The organism is Actinoallomurus acaciae, from assembly GCF_042429965.1.
GTDB lineage: Bacteria > Actinomycetota > Actinomycetes > Streptosporangiales > Streptosporangiaceae > Actinoallomurus > Actinoallomurus acaciae.
Genome location: NZ_JBHLZP010000337.1, coordinates 1 through 13,969, shown reverse-complemented (window position 1 = coordinate 13,969; position 13,969 = coordinate 1). Strand labels below are relative to the sequence as shown.

The following is a 13,969-nucleotide window of genomic DNA, read 5'->3' as shown; positions in this document are numbered from 1 at the left end:
CGCGGCGGCGGTCGCACGCTGCGCCACGACCTCGGCCACGGCGACCTCATCGTCATGGGCGGCAGCTGCCAGCGCACTTGGGAGCACGCCGTGCCCAAGACCGCCCGCCCGGCCGGGCCGCGGATCAGCATCCAGTTCCGCCCGCGCGGCGTCCGCTGACGGCGCGCGGGCGTACTCCCCGAAGGCCGCGAGACCCGACGCGCGACGGCCCCCGCGGGGGGACGGCCGGAGATTGCCGGATCCGGCCAATTTCCACCGCCCGTTCCGGCCCTTTCGTGCTCCTGAGCTGGGCATAACGGCGACCCGTCGATTCCACCGACACGGTCGGGACACTTTTCCACCTTTTCTAATACACGTTCGCAAGATATCTACTACCTACTAGCGGGTATTCACGTCGCCCCCGGGAAGGAGGAGCACCCGCCGATCCCCCCGCGGTTCCCTGCCGCCGCGACCGTCAGCGTGAGCGCATCGCCCGCGGGAGTGCACGACAGACCTCAGGTCTCCCCCCTCCTTGGAGGATCACGTGGCACTACGCAAGCGCTCATCCCAGACGGCGCGTAAGTCGCGTTTCGCCGCCCTGTCCGTGGCGGCCCTGCTGTGCGGCGCGCTCGTGGCGACCGCCCAGCCCGCCGGCGCCTCCGCCGACCCGATCACCCATCCCGAACGTGACTGGCTCGGCTCGCAGGTGGCCAAGCACGAACCGGGCTCCGGCCGTACGATCATCCGGCCGAACGTCGTCCAGACGCCCGGCCTCGACGTGAGCGGCTGGCAGGGCAACGTCAACTGGGCCTCGGTGGCGGCCAACGGCGCGCGGTTCGCCTACGTCAAGGCGACGGAGTCGACCACCTACACCAACCCGTACTTCTCCCAGCAGTACACCGGCGCGTACAACGCGGGCATCGTGCACGGCGCCTACCACTTCGCCACGCCCGACACCTCGTCCGGCGCCGCCCAGGCCGACTACTTCGTCGCGCACGGAGGCGGCTGGTCCAAGGACGGCAAGACCTTCCCCGGCATGCTCGACATGGAGTGGAACCCCTACGGCGCCACCTGCTACGGCCTGTCCGCCGCCGGGATGGTGAACTGGATCCTCTCCTTCAGCAACGAGTACCACGCGAAGACCAGCCGCTGGCCGGTCATCTACACCGCGACCAGTTGGTGGAGCCAGTGCACCGGAAACACCGGCGACTTCTCCTCCACCAACCCGCTGATGCTCGCCAACTACAACGGTTCGCCCGGGCCGATGCCCTACAACTGGGGCTTCCAGACCATCTGGCAGTACGCCGACTCCGGCGTCTTCCCCGGCGACCAGGACTACTTCAACGGCGACTACTCGCGTGTCCAGGCCCTCGCGAACGGCTGACCGCCGAACCGTCTCGCCGGGCGTGTCCTGTGGGCACGCCCGGCCGGGCACGTCCTCCCCCCTGACCTCCGGCGCGAGCCGGAGCCCCCGCACCGCCGCCCCGGCGGCACCACACAGGAAGAGAGGCAGCGCACCCTCCGGCCGCGGCCGGAGCCGATGCGCGGACACCAGATGAACGAACACTCGATCACCCGGCGCAACGCCCTGCTCGCCGGCGCCGGCGCCGCCTTCGCGACGGTCGGCCTGGCCGGGACCGCGCGGGCCGCCGGGCGGAGCATCGTACGGCCCGCCGCCCTGACGCCCGAGCAGCAGGCCGGACAGCGGGTCATCTACTCCTACTCGGGCACGACCGTCCCGCAGTCGCTGCTGGACGCGATCTCGGGCGGTCAGGCCGCGGGCGTGATCTTCTTCGGCGACAACATCACGAGCCTCGACCAGATCGCCTCGGTGTGCGATCAGCTGAACGAGGCCAACGCCGCCAGCCCGGTCGGCGCGCCGCTGCTGCTGATGACCGACCAGGAGGGCGGCCAGGTGCGCCGGCTGCCCGGCGGGCCGACGATGTCGGAGAAGCAGATCGGCCAGTCGTCCGACCCGGTCTCGGCGGCGACCAGCGCCGGCGATGAGGCCGGCGCGCTCCTCGCGAGCGTCGGCATGAACGTCAACCTCGCTCCGGTGCTCGACGTGTACCGCACGGCCGGTGACTTCGAGGACCAGTACGGCCGCTCGTACAGCAAGGACCCGGCCGTCTGCGGCCGGCTCGGCAGCGCGTTCATCACCGCGCAGCAGCAGCACAACGTGGCGGCGGCCGCCAAGCACTTCCCGGGCCTGGGATCGGCCACGAAGAGCCAGAACACCGACTCCGAGCCCGTCACCCTCACCGCCTCCGCGTCCACACTGCGCTCGGTCGACGAGGCGCCGTACACGCCGGCGATCAGCGCGGGCGTCAAGCTCGTCATGCTGTCCTGGGCGATCTACCCGGCCCTCGACCCGAACTACCCGGCCGGGCTGTCGTCGACCATCGTCCAGAACGAGCTGCGCGGACGCCTCGGGTACACGGGCGTCACCATCACCGACTCGCTCACCGCCGGCGCCCTGACCGACTTCGGTACGACGGCACAGCGCTCGGTCGCCGCCGCCAAGGCGGGCATGGACCTGCTGCTCGTGTGCGGGGAGGATCCGGCGTACGGCCAGAGCGCGGTCACCGGCCTGGCCGGCGCGCTGCGGTCCGGCACGCTCAGCCAGAGCACCTTCGACGCCGCGCGCACCCGCGTCACCAACCTGCGCAACAGCCTGGCCTGACGGCGTGGCCGGGGGCCCGCGGGCCCCCGGCTATTCGCCGGTCGTGCCGTCGACGATCTCGCGGGCGACGTCGAGGTGGCCGGCGTGGCGGGCGTACTCCTGGAGAAGGTGGAACAGGATCCGCGCCAGCGGCGGCGCCTGCCCCGGCTCGGTGAACCGGCCGCCGAGGCGCGCGACATCGGTCAGCGCAGCCCCCGCCGCCAGCGCGCGCGACCGGCGCACCTCCTCGTCGTAGGCGGCCAGGATCTCGGCCGCCGGGGCGTTCGCGGCGAACTCCTCCGCGTCGCCGCCCGCCGGCCACGGCACGACGTCCTCGGCGGCGAACCCCCAGCGCATCCAGCGGCGTTCGACCCAGCCGAGGTGCTGGACCAGGCCCAGCGGCGACCATCCCATCGGCGCGACCGGCGAGCGCAGCTCTTCCTCGGACAGGCCGTCGAGCTTGCGCCGTACGGTCTCGCGGTACCAGTCGAGGTAACCGAGCAGCAGCACGCGTGGGTCGGCGACCTTCATGCCGGGCCCGTCGAGCGGGGCCGTCACCCACTCCGGCCGCATCACCGCTCACCCGGCGTGCGGGCGGGGGACTCCCCGGCCGGGAACAGGATCGGGCTGAGCAGATGGCGGGTGCGGCCCGGGGACGGTGTGTTGCCCATCCGGGGCGCGATCACCTCGCGCAGTTCGACGATCATCTGGGCGCGTTCCTCCTCGCTGAGCCAGATCGCGTGCTGCCGGTAGCCCACGAGGTCGGCGACGGGGTCGGCGTCGACGCGATCGAGGTAGGCGTTGTACTCCGCGAGCAGCGTGGCCATGGCCACGGCGAACACCCGGCGATGGTCCTCCACCGACACGGACGCGGCCGTCTCGGCGTCGACGGTCGCCCGCGCCCGGTGCAGCCGGTAACGGCGTTCGACCGCGCCGCGCGTCCGGTGCTCGTCCGCGACCTCGAGCAGCCCACCGTCGGCGAGCAGGCCGACGTGCCGGTAGACCGTCGCCTTGGAGACGTCGGGCAGCAGGTCGCACAGCTGTGACGTCGTCAGCGTCCGGCCGCCGGACATCGCGTGCACGACCCGCAGCCGTACCGGATGCAGCAGCAGCTCCACGGCCTCCATGGGCTTATGATCTCACGTCTGATACCTTTCTCAAACATGAGAACAGATCAGCCCGCGTCACCGGAGAGCCGGACCACGCCACCGAGAGGCCGCCGGTACACCGCCGACGGGCGGCGGCTGATGCTGCACCGTTCCGGTACCGGCGGACCGGCCGTGGTGCTCCTGCCGGGATCGGGCCTGGTCGGCCTGGACTACCTCAACCTGCACGACCGCATCGCCGAGCAGACCACCAGCGTGCTGTACGACCGGGCGGGCACCGGCTGGAGCGAGCCGGCCGCGCTGCCCCGCACCGCCGCCGAGGTCACCGGCGAGCTGCGCGACCTCCTCGACGCCGCCGGAGTGCCCGAGCCGTACCTGCTCGCCGGGCACTCGCTCGGCGGGGCGTACGCGCGTCACTTCGCCCAGCGCTTCCCGGACGCGGTGGCCGGGCTGCTCCTGCTGGACCCCTTCCACGAGGACATGGTCACCCGCGCGCCCCGGCAGGTGCTCGACCTGCTGGCCCAGATGAAGAGCCGGGAACTGCCCGAGCCGTCACGGGAACAGCTCGACGCCTCCCGGGGGCAGATCCTCGCGTTCTTCCAGGCATGGCCGGACGACGTCCGTGGCCCGCTCGCCGAGCACCACCTCAGCGCGTGGCGGACGGCCTGGCAGGAGGACGGCAACCTCTACGACGAGGTGTCCGCCGAGCTCCGGAACGCACCGGCCCTCCCCGACGTGCCGACGATCGTGCTCAGCGCGATGGGACACGACGCCGTCCAGGCCCACCTGTGGCCGCAGGACCTGCTCCGGGAGATCAACGACGGCAAGCGCGCCCTGCACGCGGAACTGGCCGCCTCGGTCCCGCGCGGCGAGCACCGCGTCCTCGACGACGCCGGCCACGGCTGGCTCCACGAGGAACGCCCCGACGCCGTGCTCGGGGCGGTCACCGACCTGCTCGACCGAACGCGGCGCCAAGCACACCGCCGACCGGCGCCTACGTGAGGTCGTCGACCGGGCGAACGTCGCTTGACGCGGCACTAGGGCCTGTCTCGAAGTCCCGCCCTCTGGGACACTCCCCGCCCTCTGGGACACTCCCCGCCCTCCCAGGGGGTACCGACACTTCCATTGTCAAGCCACCCCACACACCAAAGGAAGACCACACGCACGGCTGTGGAAAACCCACGACCCAACCACTTCGAGACAGGCCCTAGCTCAGGGTCGAGACGAAGCGCTCCGCGTCCGCCGCGGACATTCCGGTCTCCGTCCGGACGAGCGAGACCGCGCCCGTGAAGTCGCCGGCGTTGCGCATGTCCCGTGCCCGGTCGGCGATGCTGCCGTGGCCGCCCGGAGCGTACGACATGGGCTCGGGCAGCGGACCGCTCTTGAGCGCGTCGACGATCCGCTTGGCGTCGACGAGGCCCAGGCCCGTGGCCTGCCGGACCTCCTTGACCGCCAGGACCGGCTTGTTCTCTCCCAGCAGCGCCCGCACCCGTGCCTGCATCTCGGCCGGCAGCGCCATGGGCGGGAACTCACGAGGTGCCGTCTGCCGGCTCAGTCCCCGGGCAAGGCCCGTGAGGATCGCGAGGACCGCGACGAGCACGACGAGAACGGCCAGCAGCTCCAATGCAGTCATGGCCGGATTCTGCCAGACAGAGGCCTCGCGCGAGAGCCGTGCTCAGGCCGGGCCGGTCCGTGCGGGCGCCGTCCAGCTGTCGAGCAGCCGGATCGCCTCCGCGGTCGGTGAGTTCGGTTCGACGTTGTAGACGCAGAGCGTCTGCTCGATGTCGCCCGCGGGCTGGAACGACTCATAGGAGAAGACGAGCTCGCCGGCCAGAGGGTGGCGGTAGCGCTTGGTGCCGTGCGTGCGCCGGAGCACCCGATGGTCGTGCCACCAGGTGGTGAACTCCGGCGAGCGCAGGGTGAGCTCGCCGATGAGGTCGGCGAGCCGGCGGTCCTCGGGGTGGCGGCCGGCCTCCAGGCGCAGCATCGCGACGGTCTCGGCGGAGAGCCGTTCCCAGTCGACCACGCGTTCTCGCGCGGCGGGGTCCAGGAGGTAGAAGCGGGCGAGGTTCCGCTGGGGGACGGGCAGGGCGTCGAAGTCGGTGAGGATCGCCCGGGCGAGCCGGTTGGCGGCGAGGACGTCGGTCCGCCGGCCGAGGACGAAGGCCGGTACGTGGTCGAGGGTCTGGAGCGTCAGGTGCAGGCCGGGGCGGACGCGCTGCGGGGCACCCGAGGCGCCGCGGCGCGCCGGAGCCGGGCGGGAGCACAGGTCGGTGAGGTGCTCGCGTTCGGCCTCGTCCAGTTCGAGGGCGCGGGCCAGGGCGTTCAGGACCTCGGGGGAGGGGTTGGCGGCCCGGCCCTGCTCCAGCCGCGTGTAGTACTCGGTGCTGATGCCGGCCAGCCGGGCGACCTCGTCTCTGCGGAGCCCGGGCACGCGCCGCGGACGGGTGTCGGCGGGCAGCCCTGCCCGGTCCGGGGTGATCCGGGCCCGGCGCGAGCGCAGAAAGCCGGCGATCTCCGAGGTGCGGTCCATATCCCCAGTGTGGCCGGAACCCGCGGGTGACCGGCCGGCGGAGGGTGGCCCTGCGGGTACCTGTTCCGGCGCTGCCTGCCTGGTCAGGGTCTGCTGCGCGCCGTGACGACGCCTCCGGGGGTGGTGGGGTTGAGGAGTGCGGAGAACGGGCGGCACCGAACCGTGACGGCCGCTCCGCGAACACGACTTCTCCCGGAGGTGGAGCACATGTCGAAGGAGTCCACACCCCTGTCCGGCCGGGTGGCGGTGGTCACGGGCGCGTCCAGCGGTATCGGCGAGGCGTCCGCGGAAAGGCTGGCGACGCTCGGCGCGAAGGTCGCCGTGCTCGCGCGCCGGGCCGGGCGGCTCGACGACCTGGTCGCCAGGATCGGTGCGCGCGGTGGCACCGCGCTGGCGGTGGCGGCCGACGTGACCGACGCGGAGGCGGTACGCGCGGCGGCCGAACGGGTGGAGGCGGAGCTCGGCGCCGCCGACCTGCTGTTGAACAACGCCGGAGTGATGCTGCCCGCGCCGATCGAGGAGCTGCGCACCGACCAGTGGCAGCGCCAGATCGACCTGAACATCACCGGGTTGATGAACGTCATCGGGGCGTTCGTCCCGCAACTGGTCGCGTCCGCGGCCCGCCGGGGAGTGGCCGACCTGATCAACACGTCGTCGGTCGCGGCCCGGAACATCTTTCCCGCCTTCGCCGTCTACTCCGGGACCAAGGCCTATGTCACACAGCTGTCCCGGCACCTGCGGGTCGAGCTGGGGCCGAAGAACGTCCGGGTCGCGGCGATCGAGCCGGGCATCGTCGGCACCGAACTGCAGAGCCACGTGACCGACGCGGGCGCCCTGGAGTGGCTCGACGGTTCCAGGGAGACGATGGAGTGGCTCGCCCCACAGGACGTCGCCCAGACCGTCGGCTTCCTCGCCGCCCTGCCGCCGAGAGCGAACCTCCAGCAGGTCACCATCATGCCCACCGGCCAGACGGCCTGACCTCGCCACTCCGGCCTCGGACCACCGGTCAGGCGGGCCGAGCCTCCGCGAGGAGGGCGCAACGGCGGCGCCAGGTCGCGACGGCCTCCCGGTGAAACGTGACAGGAGCGCCCCCGTACGGGGACGCTCCTGCCACGGTCGGCCATGGGTCAGTCGCGCCAGACCTTGCGGCGCTTCTCATCCAGCGGCTCGGTCGAGGCCCAGATGCGACGCCAGTGCGCCACCTGCTCGCCGGGCCTGTCGTTCTTGCCCGCCTTCGGCTGCTCCGCCGCGGGCTCCTCGGCCTGCTTCAGCGCACCCGGCCGGACCGGGCGGGCGCCGCCCGGGATCTCCAGCCGGTCGTCCGCCGCCGCGCGCAGCGCGCCGTACCAGCCCACGTCCTCCTCGGCCGCGAGCTGGCTGACCGCCTTGGCCATCCGCACCCGGAAGGTGCGAACGTCCTCGCCCTCCTCCGGCGTGATCGGGCGGCCGTAGCGTACGCTCACCCGCGGCTTGCCCGGCTGCGGCCAGTTGCGGCCCCGCGGCATCGCGGCGTACGAGCCGCGCAGCGCGATCGGCACGCACGGGATGCCCTTCGTCACGCACAGCGCCGCGGCGCCGAGCTTGAAGGGGTTCATCCAGCCGTCCTCCGAGCGTGTGCCCTCGGGGTAGAGCAGCAGGCTCCAGCCCTGGTCCACCAGGTCGAGGGCGAGGCTGCGCAGCCGCCGCGAACCGTAGCGCTCGACCGGGAACGCGTTGAAGAAGATCGCGGTCAGGGTCGCGCGCCAGCGGACGTCGAAGAAGTAGTCCGACGCCGCGCCCACCGCGACCCGGTCGGCGAACGGCTCCGGCAGCGAGCCGAGGATCAGCGGAGTGTCGAGGTGGCTGGAGTGGTTGGCCACGAAGACCACCGGGCCGCGCACCCCGTCGAGGTACTCGGTGCCCTCGACCATCGGCTTCGTCTGGGTCCACACGACCGGCTTGAGCAGCGTGCGCCGCAGGCCCGCGCGTGCCCGCACGGCCACGCGCGTACGGGCCCAGGTCGTGGGGAACTCCCGCTCCTCATGCTCCCGCTCGTGCGGCTGGGCCGACTTCGGCACGGTCGAACGGCCGCGCCAGTCGCGCCCATGCCGCAGCAGCTTGACCTCCCGCCGGATGCTCATCGAACGTCCGCCAGGGTCAGCGGCGGGGCGTGCTGATAGGTGATCGAGGGGCTGGAGCCGACCGTGTCCTTGGCCATCTCCAGGGCGTCCGCGAGGGTCGTCGCGGACCGGAAGCCCATGCGCGCGGTGGTCTTCCGGTTGCCGCCCACGAAGATCACGTCACCGAGGTGCTCCAGCGCGTGGGCGCCCCAGTACCACATGTAGAACGGGTGCACGCCGTGGTAGGCGTAGCTGTTCCGGTAGAGCTGGATGTACCACGGGTCGGTGGCGAACTGCTCCTCGTACTTGGTCTCCAGCAGCACCGGGTCGGTGCTCTCGGTGAGGATCTCCTCGAAGAAGTCGATGTAGCTCGGGTGGTGCACCGGGTGGAACTCGTTCGGCACCGGGTGGTAGAAGATCGCCACGCCGCCCTGCCGGACGATCGGCTTGTTCTTGTACAGGTTGAAGAAGTAGCCGAGCCCGAGCGACATCACCAGGATCGGGTTCATCACGGAGTTGACGTTGTACGGGCAGATGTAGGGAAGCCCGTAGATCCCGACGTCGGACTGGCCGTTGACCTCGGTGAGCTGCTGGCGGTGCACGTTGCCCAGCGTGATCGGGTGCACCTCGGACTGCAGGCCCGCGTGGACGCCCGTCACCCCGTACGGCGCGGCGGTCGACTGCCAGATGCGCCGCCGGGTCTTGGCCGGCAGCAGCTCGTTGGCCCGCTTCACCGCGACGTAGGACGCCTGGTCGCGGACGTTCCACTCCCACTCGCGCTTGTTGAGGAAGCCCATCGAGGAGGGGAACGTCTCGTTGTTGAGCGTCGTCTCGATCGTGAAGACCTTGACGTGCTCGTCGATCAGGCCCTTCATCCGCTCGTACGAGTGGTGCATCGCGGAGTTCGGCGGGTCGTTGAAGGAGTTCGAGTGCCGCAGCGTGTGCACGTTGTGGTGGTGCTTGAGGCTCTTGTAGCTCGCCAGCCCGACCGACACCGACTTGGCGCCGCCGCTCATCGCCGTCAGCGTGATGTTCACGTAGACGATCAGGTCGCTCTCCGCGGCCCGGCGGTTGATCTCGACGTCCTCGCCGTGCCGGGTCTTGCCCATGTGCAGGAGGTTGTCGTGGTCCTCCGCGTCATGGTTCTTCAGGTGCTCGGGGAAGAACGCCTGGAAGACACGGTCGCCGACGGTGCGCCGCAGCTCGGCCGGGGTCATCCGGCGGTGCAGGGCGTTGCCCGCGATCAGCTCGACGTCGTCCACGCCCTTGGCCGCGGCCATCTCCAGCACCTGCTCGATGATGCGCTGCCGGACGTCCGGCGTCTGCATCGGCGGCAACGGCAGCGACAGGTCATCGAAGACGATGGTCAGCCGCATCCCGGGCGTGAGGAGCTCGGGCAGCGGGTCGGTGCCGTGCGGGTTGAGCAGCGCGTGCCTGATGGCGGCGTCGACGTTCCGGATCCCGGGCAGGGAGTCCGGCGGGTAGATGACCTTCGCGCCGAGCGGCAGCCGCTCCAGCCGGAAGCCCTCACCCTGGTGCATGAGCAGCGGTGGTGTCCGCTCATCCACGTCGAGTACGAAGCCTGGTCTGCTCACTCTCAACCTCTCTAACGGGCTAACGGGCCGGATCGAAGGCGACTTTGACGGTGCCGAGACGCCCCGCGTCCGCCGCGTGGGTCAGCGCCTCGCGCCAGCGTGCGAGCGGGTACGTCGTGCCCACGTACCCGTCGAGGGAGGCGGACTCGGCGAGCCGGATGGCGTCGGCGAAGTCCGCTCCGTCGGCGCCGGAGGCGTACGCCCCGACCAGCTGCAGCTCGCGGTACCACAGCGGCGTCAGGTCGACGTTGCCAGACGGCATGCCGGACACGACGACGGTACCCCCGGCCTGGACCAGCCGGAGCGCGGTGTCGAGACCGCCGGCGCCGCCGGTGCACTCGAAGGCCAGGTCGACGCCGCCGAGGAGGAAGTCCTCGCCGCGCTCGGGCGAGTGCATCCGCGCGGTCGTGACGCGCCGCAGCGCGCGGACGGCCTTGCCGGGCTCGATGATGGCGGTGGCGCCGAGCGCCTTGGCCTTCTCCCGCTGGTGACCGTGCTTGGCGACGACGTAGATCGCGCCGACGTCGGTGAGCTGGCGCAGCGCGAGCAGCGTCAGCAGGCCGACGGTGCCGGCGCCGATGATGACGGCGGTGGACCCGGAGGCGACCTTCACGCGGCGCACCGAGTGCACGGCGCAGGCGAGCGGCTCGGCCAGGACCGCGCGATCGTTCGGGAGCGAGTCGGGCACGACGTGCAGCTGCCGGGCGTGCGCGACGAACTGCCGGCTCCAGCCGCCGCCGGTGTCGGCGCAGAACCCGGTCTGCAGCCCGGCGGAGATCCGGCCCGCGGTGATGTGGTCGCAGCGGCTCTGCTGGCCCGAGGCGCACCAGCGGCACTCGGTGGTGCCGCGCGCGGAGCACGAGAGCACCGGGTCGATCACCACCCGGGAGCCCTTCGGCACGCCGGGCACGTCGTCCTGCGTCTCGCCGACGATCTCGTGACCGGGGACGAACGGCATCGAGGTCATTGGCGACAGGTACGGCGAGGAACGCCCGGTCAGCAGCCCGAGGTCGGAGCCGCAGATGCCGGACAACAGCGGCGTCACGCGCGTCCAGCCCTCGCCGGGCAGCTCGGGCGCCTGCCGGTTGACCAGGCGCATCGGCGACACGTTGCCGGCGATCATGCCGCTCATCTTGCCGCCGGCGCGGGTCGCCGTGAGCCCGCGCGCCGCCAGGAAGCGGGCCGGGGAGCGGTGGTACTCCAGCGCGAGGATCATCGGGCGCTCACCGTCCCGTTGATGGTGTCCATGAGCACGTCTCCGCGTCCACGGGTATGGGCGCCCCATTCGTAGATGCGCCAGTGCTTGCGTTTGGCGTGGCGGTACAGCGAGGGGTCCGGGTTGACCGCGCCCGGGTTGCCGACCGCCTCCAGGAGCGGCCGGTCGGAGTAGCTGTCCGCGTAGGCGTAGGAGCCGTCGAGGTCGATGCCGGTGTCGGCGGCGTGCCGGCGCAGCCAGGCGGCGCGGGCCTCGTCCACGAGCGGCGGTGAGTCGAGGTAGCCGGTGAGCACGCCGTCGCGGGTGTGCATCCGGCTGGCCACGACCTCGTCGAACAGGTCGGCGAGCGGGCGTACGAACACGTCGACCGTGCCGGTGATCAAGATGGTCTTGTGCCCGGCGGCACGGTGCGCGCGGATCCGGCGTACGGCCTCGGGCATGACCCGCTGCAGCAGCGCGTCGCCGAGCGTGTCGTCGACGAGGTCGCGCAGCTCGGCCATGTCGGCGCCCTCGTAGCGGCGCAGGAACGCGCGGACGAAGTCGCCCCGGTCGCGGCGCTCGGCCCGCAGGTAGCGGGGGAGCGAGCGGGCCAGGTCGGCCAGCTCGCCGCTCCACTGCGACCGCGGCAGCGACGACAGCCGGGCCCACAGGTAGGACTCGATGAGGTTGGAGGCGACGATCGTGCCCTCGAGGTCGAACACGGCCGCGATGTCGGTGCGCTCGGGCAGCGCGGGCGCGACCGTACGGCGGCTGCCGCCGCGGCCGCGCGAGAAGCCGCGCATCAGCTCGGTCACGCTGGGGGAGTGCACCTCCTGCAGGTAGTGCCCCCAGTCGATGACCGACGGGTCGAACCCGAACTCCTCCACCAGCTCCGGCGGGATCGTGCGGTGCAGCGCGTGCGTGCGGCTGTCGTCGTAGATGACCTCGGCCTGGGTGTAGGCCTGGTAGAGGTCGGCGTAGCGGCGCAGGAAGTCGAGGTTGGTCTGCTGCCGGTGCACCGCGGTCATCCACTCGCGGGTCTTGCCCGAGGCGGGCAGCCGCAGCAGCGCGCGCTCGGCCATCGCGGTGGCGCGTTCGCTGCCGCTGAGCATCATCTCGACCTGCCGGCTGCCGGGGAACCGCCACTGCGGCACCCGGATGTGACCGCGCTCACCGGCCGGCATCGGGTGCTTGCGGAAGTAGTCGCGGACGTTCTCGTACAGGCCGCGGAAGGACAGCGGGTTGCGCGAACCGGACCCGACGTGGAAGTAGGCGGGCGCGCCGGTCTCGGGCGGCGCCGCGGCGACCGCGAGCGTCGCGTTGACGACATGGTCGACCGGGATGATGTCGACGACGCTGTCGGGCAGGCCCGGGAACTCCGGCAGGATGCCGCGCCCGTACGCGATGATCAGCGGGTCGGCCATCTTGTAGCCGTCGATCCAGCCGGGGTGCGGGTGCCGCAGCGAGCTCTCCACGATCGCCGGGCGGACGATCGACAGGCGGCGCTCGCCCCACATCTCCTCGGCCGCGCGCTCGCCCAGCGCCTTGGTGAAGGTGTAGACGTCCGGCCAGCCGAGACTCTGCGCGCGGGCGCGGCCGTACTCGACCAGGCGGTCGCTCACCCACTCCTGCCGGGCCTCCTCGGCGGCGGCGACGACCGACTGCGGGCCGGCCTTGCGGTGCTCGCCCTGCGCCCGCGACACCGACTTGCGCAGCACCTCCGGGCGGCGTGAGTCGCGCTCGACGTCGGCGCGGGCGGCCAGGGCCCCCTCCAGCTCGGTGCGCCAGTCGACCGTGTGGTCGAGCCGGGCCTCCGGCACCACGCCCTTGCGCACGCCCGCGACGTACGCGGTGGACACGTGCACCACGTGCGGGTCGGCGCCGGCCTTGTGCAGCGCCTCGTAGAGGGTGACCACTCCGGAGACGTTCGTACGGAACGCCTCGTCGATGGGCGGGTCGAAGGAGACCGTCGACGCGCCGTGGACCACCACGTCGATGTCGCCCGGCAGCGTCACCTCGCCCAGGTCGCCCTCGATGACGGTGACCCGCTCGGCGGCGATGCGGCGCAGCTCCTCCTCGCCGAGCCGTTCGCGCAGCTCACGGAAGACGGGCTTGCGGAGCAGGCCGTCGAAGCGGCGCTGCGCCGGCTGGTTCGGCCGGGGCCGGATCAGCACCGAGATCCGGGCCTCCGGGTGGGAGGACAGGAGCTTTTCGAGCGTCGCCTGTCCGAGGAAGCCGGTGGCGCCGGTGAGGAGTACGTGTGAGCTGCCGAGACGGTGAAACTCATGTCGGTCTGGCGTCATCCGCTGGCTTTCTCCGATCGTGGGCATGAGCCGTCCCGTGGCGAGCTGTACCGGGCAAGAGTAACGGCTGAGAGTCCGGTGACCAACGGCCGGGAGGGTCCGACCGAATTCAGGTCTCGTTCATTCTCCCGTATCCGAATCCACCAGAACGTCGTTCATGGATCCGGACCGAAAGATCTCCACGTTGATGGTGGCCGAGGCGAAGCCCGCGGCGCGGATCGCGAGGCCGACGGCGCTGTCCTCACGGGCGCGTTCGACCAGCTCAGGGTTGACTTCGAGACGTACGGAGTCGCCGAGGTCGCGGACGCGGAGGTCGCGCACGGCACCGCCCAGCACGCCGCGGACCGCCGACTCGGCCCGCTCGACGCGCGCCAGCCGGGCGGGCGTGACCGAAATCCCGTACGCGACGCGGCTCGCCATGCACGCCGCCGCCGGTTTGTCCCAGACGGCCAGGTCCCAGTGGCGCGCGACCGCGCGTACCGCCGCCTCCTTGGGCC

The 13,969-nt window shown here is 71.8% G+C and carries 13 protein-coding genes; 4 read left to right on the top strand and 9 right to left on the bottom strand.

The genetic code is table 11. From position 1 onward, the window contains the following. Window positions 1-523: 523 nt before the first annotated feature. Window positions 524-1,363, top strand: coding sequence for a lysozyme (locus tag ACFFNX_RS33255; RefSeq protein ID WP_378209832.1), 840 nt, complete (start codon window positions 524-526; stop codon window positions 1,361-1,363). Between the two features lie 171 nt (window positions 1,364-1,534). Then, window positions 1,535-2,662, top strand: a complete 1,128-nt coding sequence (locus tag ACFFNX_RS33250) for a glycoside hydrolase family 3 N-terminal domain-containing protein (RefSeq protein ID WP_378209831.1) — start codon at window positions 1,535-1,537, stop codon at window positions 2,660-2,662. A gap of 30 nt (window positions 2,663-2,692) precedes the next feature. Here ACFFNX_RS33250 and ACFFNX_RS33245 read toward each other — a convergent pair whose 3' ends face one another. Together ACFFNX_RS33245 and ACFFNX_RS33240 are read right to left on the bottom strand one after the other, a co-directional pair. Further along, the gene (locus ACFFNX_RS33245) at window positions 2,693-3,214 is read right to left on the bottom strand and encodes a DinB family protein (protein ID WP_378209830.1); all 522 of its coding nucleotides are present in this window, start codon (window positions 3,212-3,214) and stop codon (window positions 2,693-2,695) included. Next, window positions 3,214-3,768, bottom strand: coding sequence for a helix-turn-helix domain-containing protein (locus ACFFNX_RS33240; protein ID WP_378209829.1), 555 nt, complete (start codon window positions 3,766-3,768; stop codon window positions 3,214-3,216). The genes ACFFNX_RS33245 and ACFFNX_RS33240 overlap by 1 nt, the downstream gene beginning before the upstream one ends. Before the next feature lie 36 nt (window positions 3,769-3,804). Between ACFFNX_RS33240 and ACFFNX_RS33235 the strand changes: the two genes are divergently transcribed. Then, the gene (locus ACFFNX_RS33235; RefSeq protein ID WP_378209828.1) at window positions 3,805-4,749 is read left to right on the top strand and encodes an alpha/beta fold hydrolase; all 945 of its coding nucleotides are present in this window, start codon (window positions 3,805-3,807) and stop codon (window positions 4,747-4,749) included. A gap of 205 nt (window positions 4,750-4,954) precedes the next feature. On the opposite strand, the gene ACFFNX_RS33230 is transcribed toward ACFFNX_RS33235, so the two are convergent. Both ACFFNX_RS33230 and ACFFNX_RS33225 read right to left on the bottom strand, forming a co-directional pair. After that, complete coding sequence (locus ACFFNX_RS33230; RefSeq protein WP_378209827.1) at window positions 4,955-5,380, bottom strand: hypothetical protein; 426 nt, start codon at window positions 5,378-5,380, stop codon at window positions 4,955-4,957. 42 nt (window positions 5,381-5,422) lie between these two features. Continuing rightward, complete coding sequence (locus tag ACFFNX_RS33225; protein WP_378209826.1) at window positions 5,423-6,280, bottom strand: helix-turn-helix domain-containing protein; 858 nt, start codon at window positions 6,278-6,280, stop codon at window positions 5,423-5,425. A 207-nt stretch (window positions 6,281-6,487) separates the two neighbouring features. Between ACFFNX_RS33225 and ACFFNX_RS33220 the strand changes: the two genes are divergently transcribed. Then, entirely contained in the window at window positions 6,488-7,258 is a 771-nt protein-coding gene (locus ACFFNX_RS33220) for an SDR family oxidoreductase (RefSeq protein ID WP_378209825.1), read from the top strand. A 149-nt stretch (window positions 7,259-7,407) separates the two neighbouring features. Here ACFFNX_RS33220 and ACFFNX_RS33215 read toward each other — a convergent pair whose 3' ends face one another. The 5 genes from ACFFNX_RS33215 to ACFFNX_RS33195 all read right to left on the bottom strand — a co-directional run. Continuing rightward, the gene (locus ACFFNX_RS33215; RefSeq protein WP_378209824.1) at window positions 7,408-8,400 is read right to left on the bottom strand and encodes a lysophospholipid acyltransferase family protein; all 993 of its coding nucleotides are present in this window, start codon (window positions 8,398-8,400) and stop codon (window positions 7,408-7,410) included. Beyond that, on the bottom strand, window positions 8,397-9,974 hold the full coding sequence (gene larAH, locus ACFFNX_RS33210; RefSeq protein ID WP_378209823.1) for an NPN-dependent hydroxyacid isomerase, LarAH14/15/16 family: 1,578 nt from the start codon (window positions 9,972-9,974) through the stop codon (window positions 8,397-8,399). The genes ACFFNX_RS33215 and larAH overlap by 4 nt, the downstream gene beginning before the upstream one ends. Window positions 9,975-9,993: 19 nt before the next feature. Then, the gene (locus ACFFNX_RS33205) at window positions 9,994-11,190 is read right to left on the bottom strand and encodes a zinc-dependent alcohol dehydrogenase (RefSeq protein WP_378209822.1); all 1,197 of its coding nucleotides are present in this window, start codon (window positions 11,188-11,190) and stop codon (window positions 9,994-9,996) included. Further along, window positions 11,187-13,472 (bottom strand): HAD-IB family hydrolase, encoded by a 2,286-nt coding sequence (locus tag ACFFNX_RS33200; RefSeq protein ID WP_378209821.1) that lies wholly within the window; start codon window positions 13,470-13,472, stop codon window positions 11,187-11,189. The genes ACFFNX_RS33205 and ACFFNX_RS33200 overlap by 4 nt, the downstream gene beginning before the upstream one ends. Before the next feature lie 120 nt (window positions 13,473-13,592). After that, window positions 13,593-13,969, bottom strand: a 377-nt coding sequence (locus ACFFNX_RS33195) for an adenine nucleotide alpha-hydrolase family protein (protein ID WP_446678541.1), incomplete at its 5' end; no start/stop codon positions are given.

Bases quoted from the DNA above. Each gene is read 5' to 3' on its own strand.
- ACFFNX_RS33250 (WP_378209831.1), top strand. From the start codon at position 1,535: ATGAACGAACACTCGATCACCCGGCGCAACGCCCTGCTCGCCGGCGCC.
- ACFFNX_RS33245 (WP_378209830.1), bottom strand. From the start codon at position 3,214: ATGCGGCCGGAGTGGGTGACGGCCCCGCTCGACGGGCCCGGCATGAAG.
- ACFFNX_RS33240 (WP_378209829.1), bottom strand. From the start codon at position 3,768: ATGGAGGCCGTGGAGCTGCTGCTGCATCCGGTACGGCTGCGGGTCGTG.
- ACFFNX_RS33235 (WP_378209828.1), top strand. From the start codon at position 3,805: ATGAGAACAGATCAGCCCGCGTCACCGGAGAGCCGGACCACGCCACCG.
- ACFFNX_RS33230 (WP_378209827.1), bottom strand. From the start codon at position 5,380: ATGACTGCATTGGAGCTGCTGGCCGTTCTCGTCGTGCTCGTCGCGGTC.
- ACFFNX_RS33225 (WP_378209826.1), bottom strand. From the start codon at position 6,280: ATGGACCGCACCTCGGAGATCGCCGGCTTTCTGCGCTCGCGCCGGGCC.
- ACFFNX_RS33220 (WP_378209825.1), top strand. From the start codon at position 6,488: ATGTCGAAGGAGTCCACACCCCTGTCCGGCCGGGTGGCGGTGGTCACG.
- ACFFNX_RS33215 (WP_378209824.1), bottom strand. From the start codon at position 8,400: ATGAGCATCCGGCGGGAGGTCAAGCTGCTGCGGCATGGGCGCGACTGG.
- ACFFNX_RS33205 (WP_378209822.1), bottom strand. From the start codon at position 11,190: ATGATCCTCGCGCTGGAGTACCACCGCTCCCCGGCCCGCTTCCTGGCG.
- ACFFNX_RS33200 (WP_378209821.1), bottom strand. From the start codon at position 13,472: ATGACGCCAGACCGACATGAGTTTCACCGTCTCGGCAGCTCACACGTA.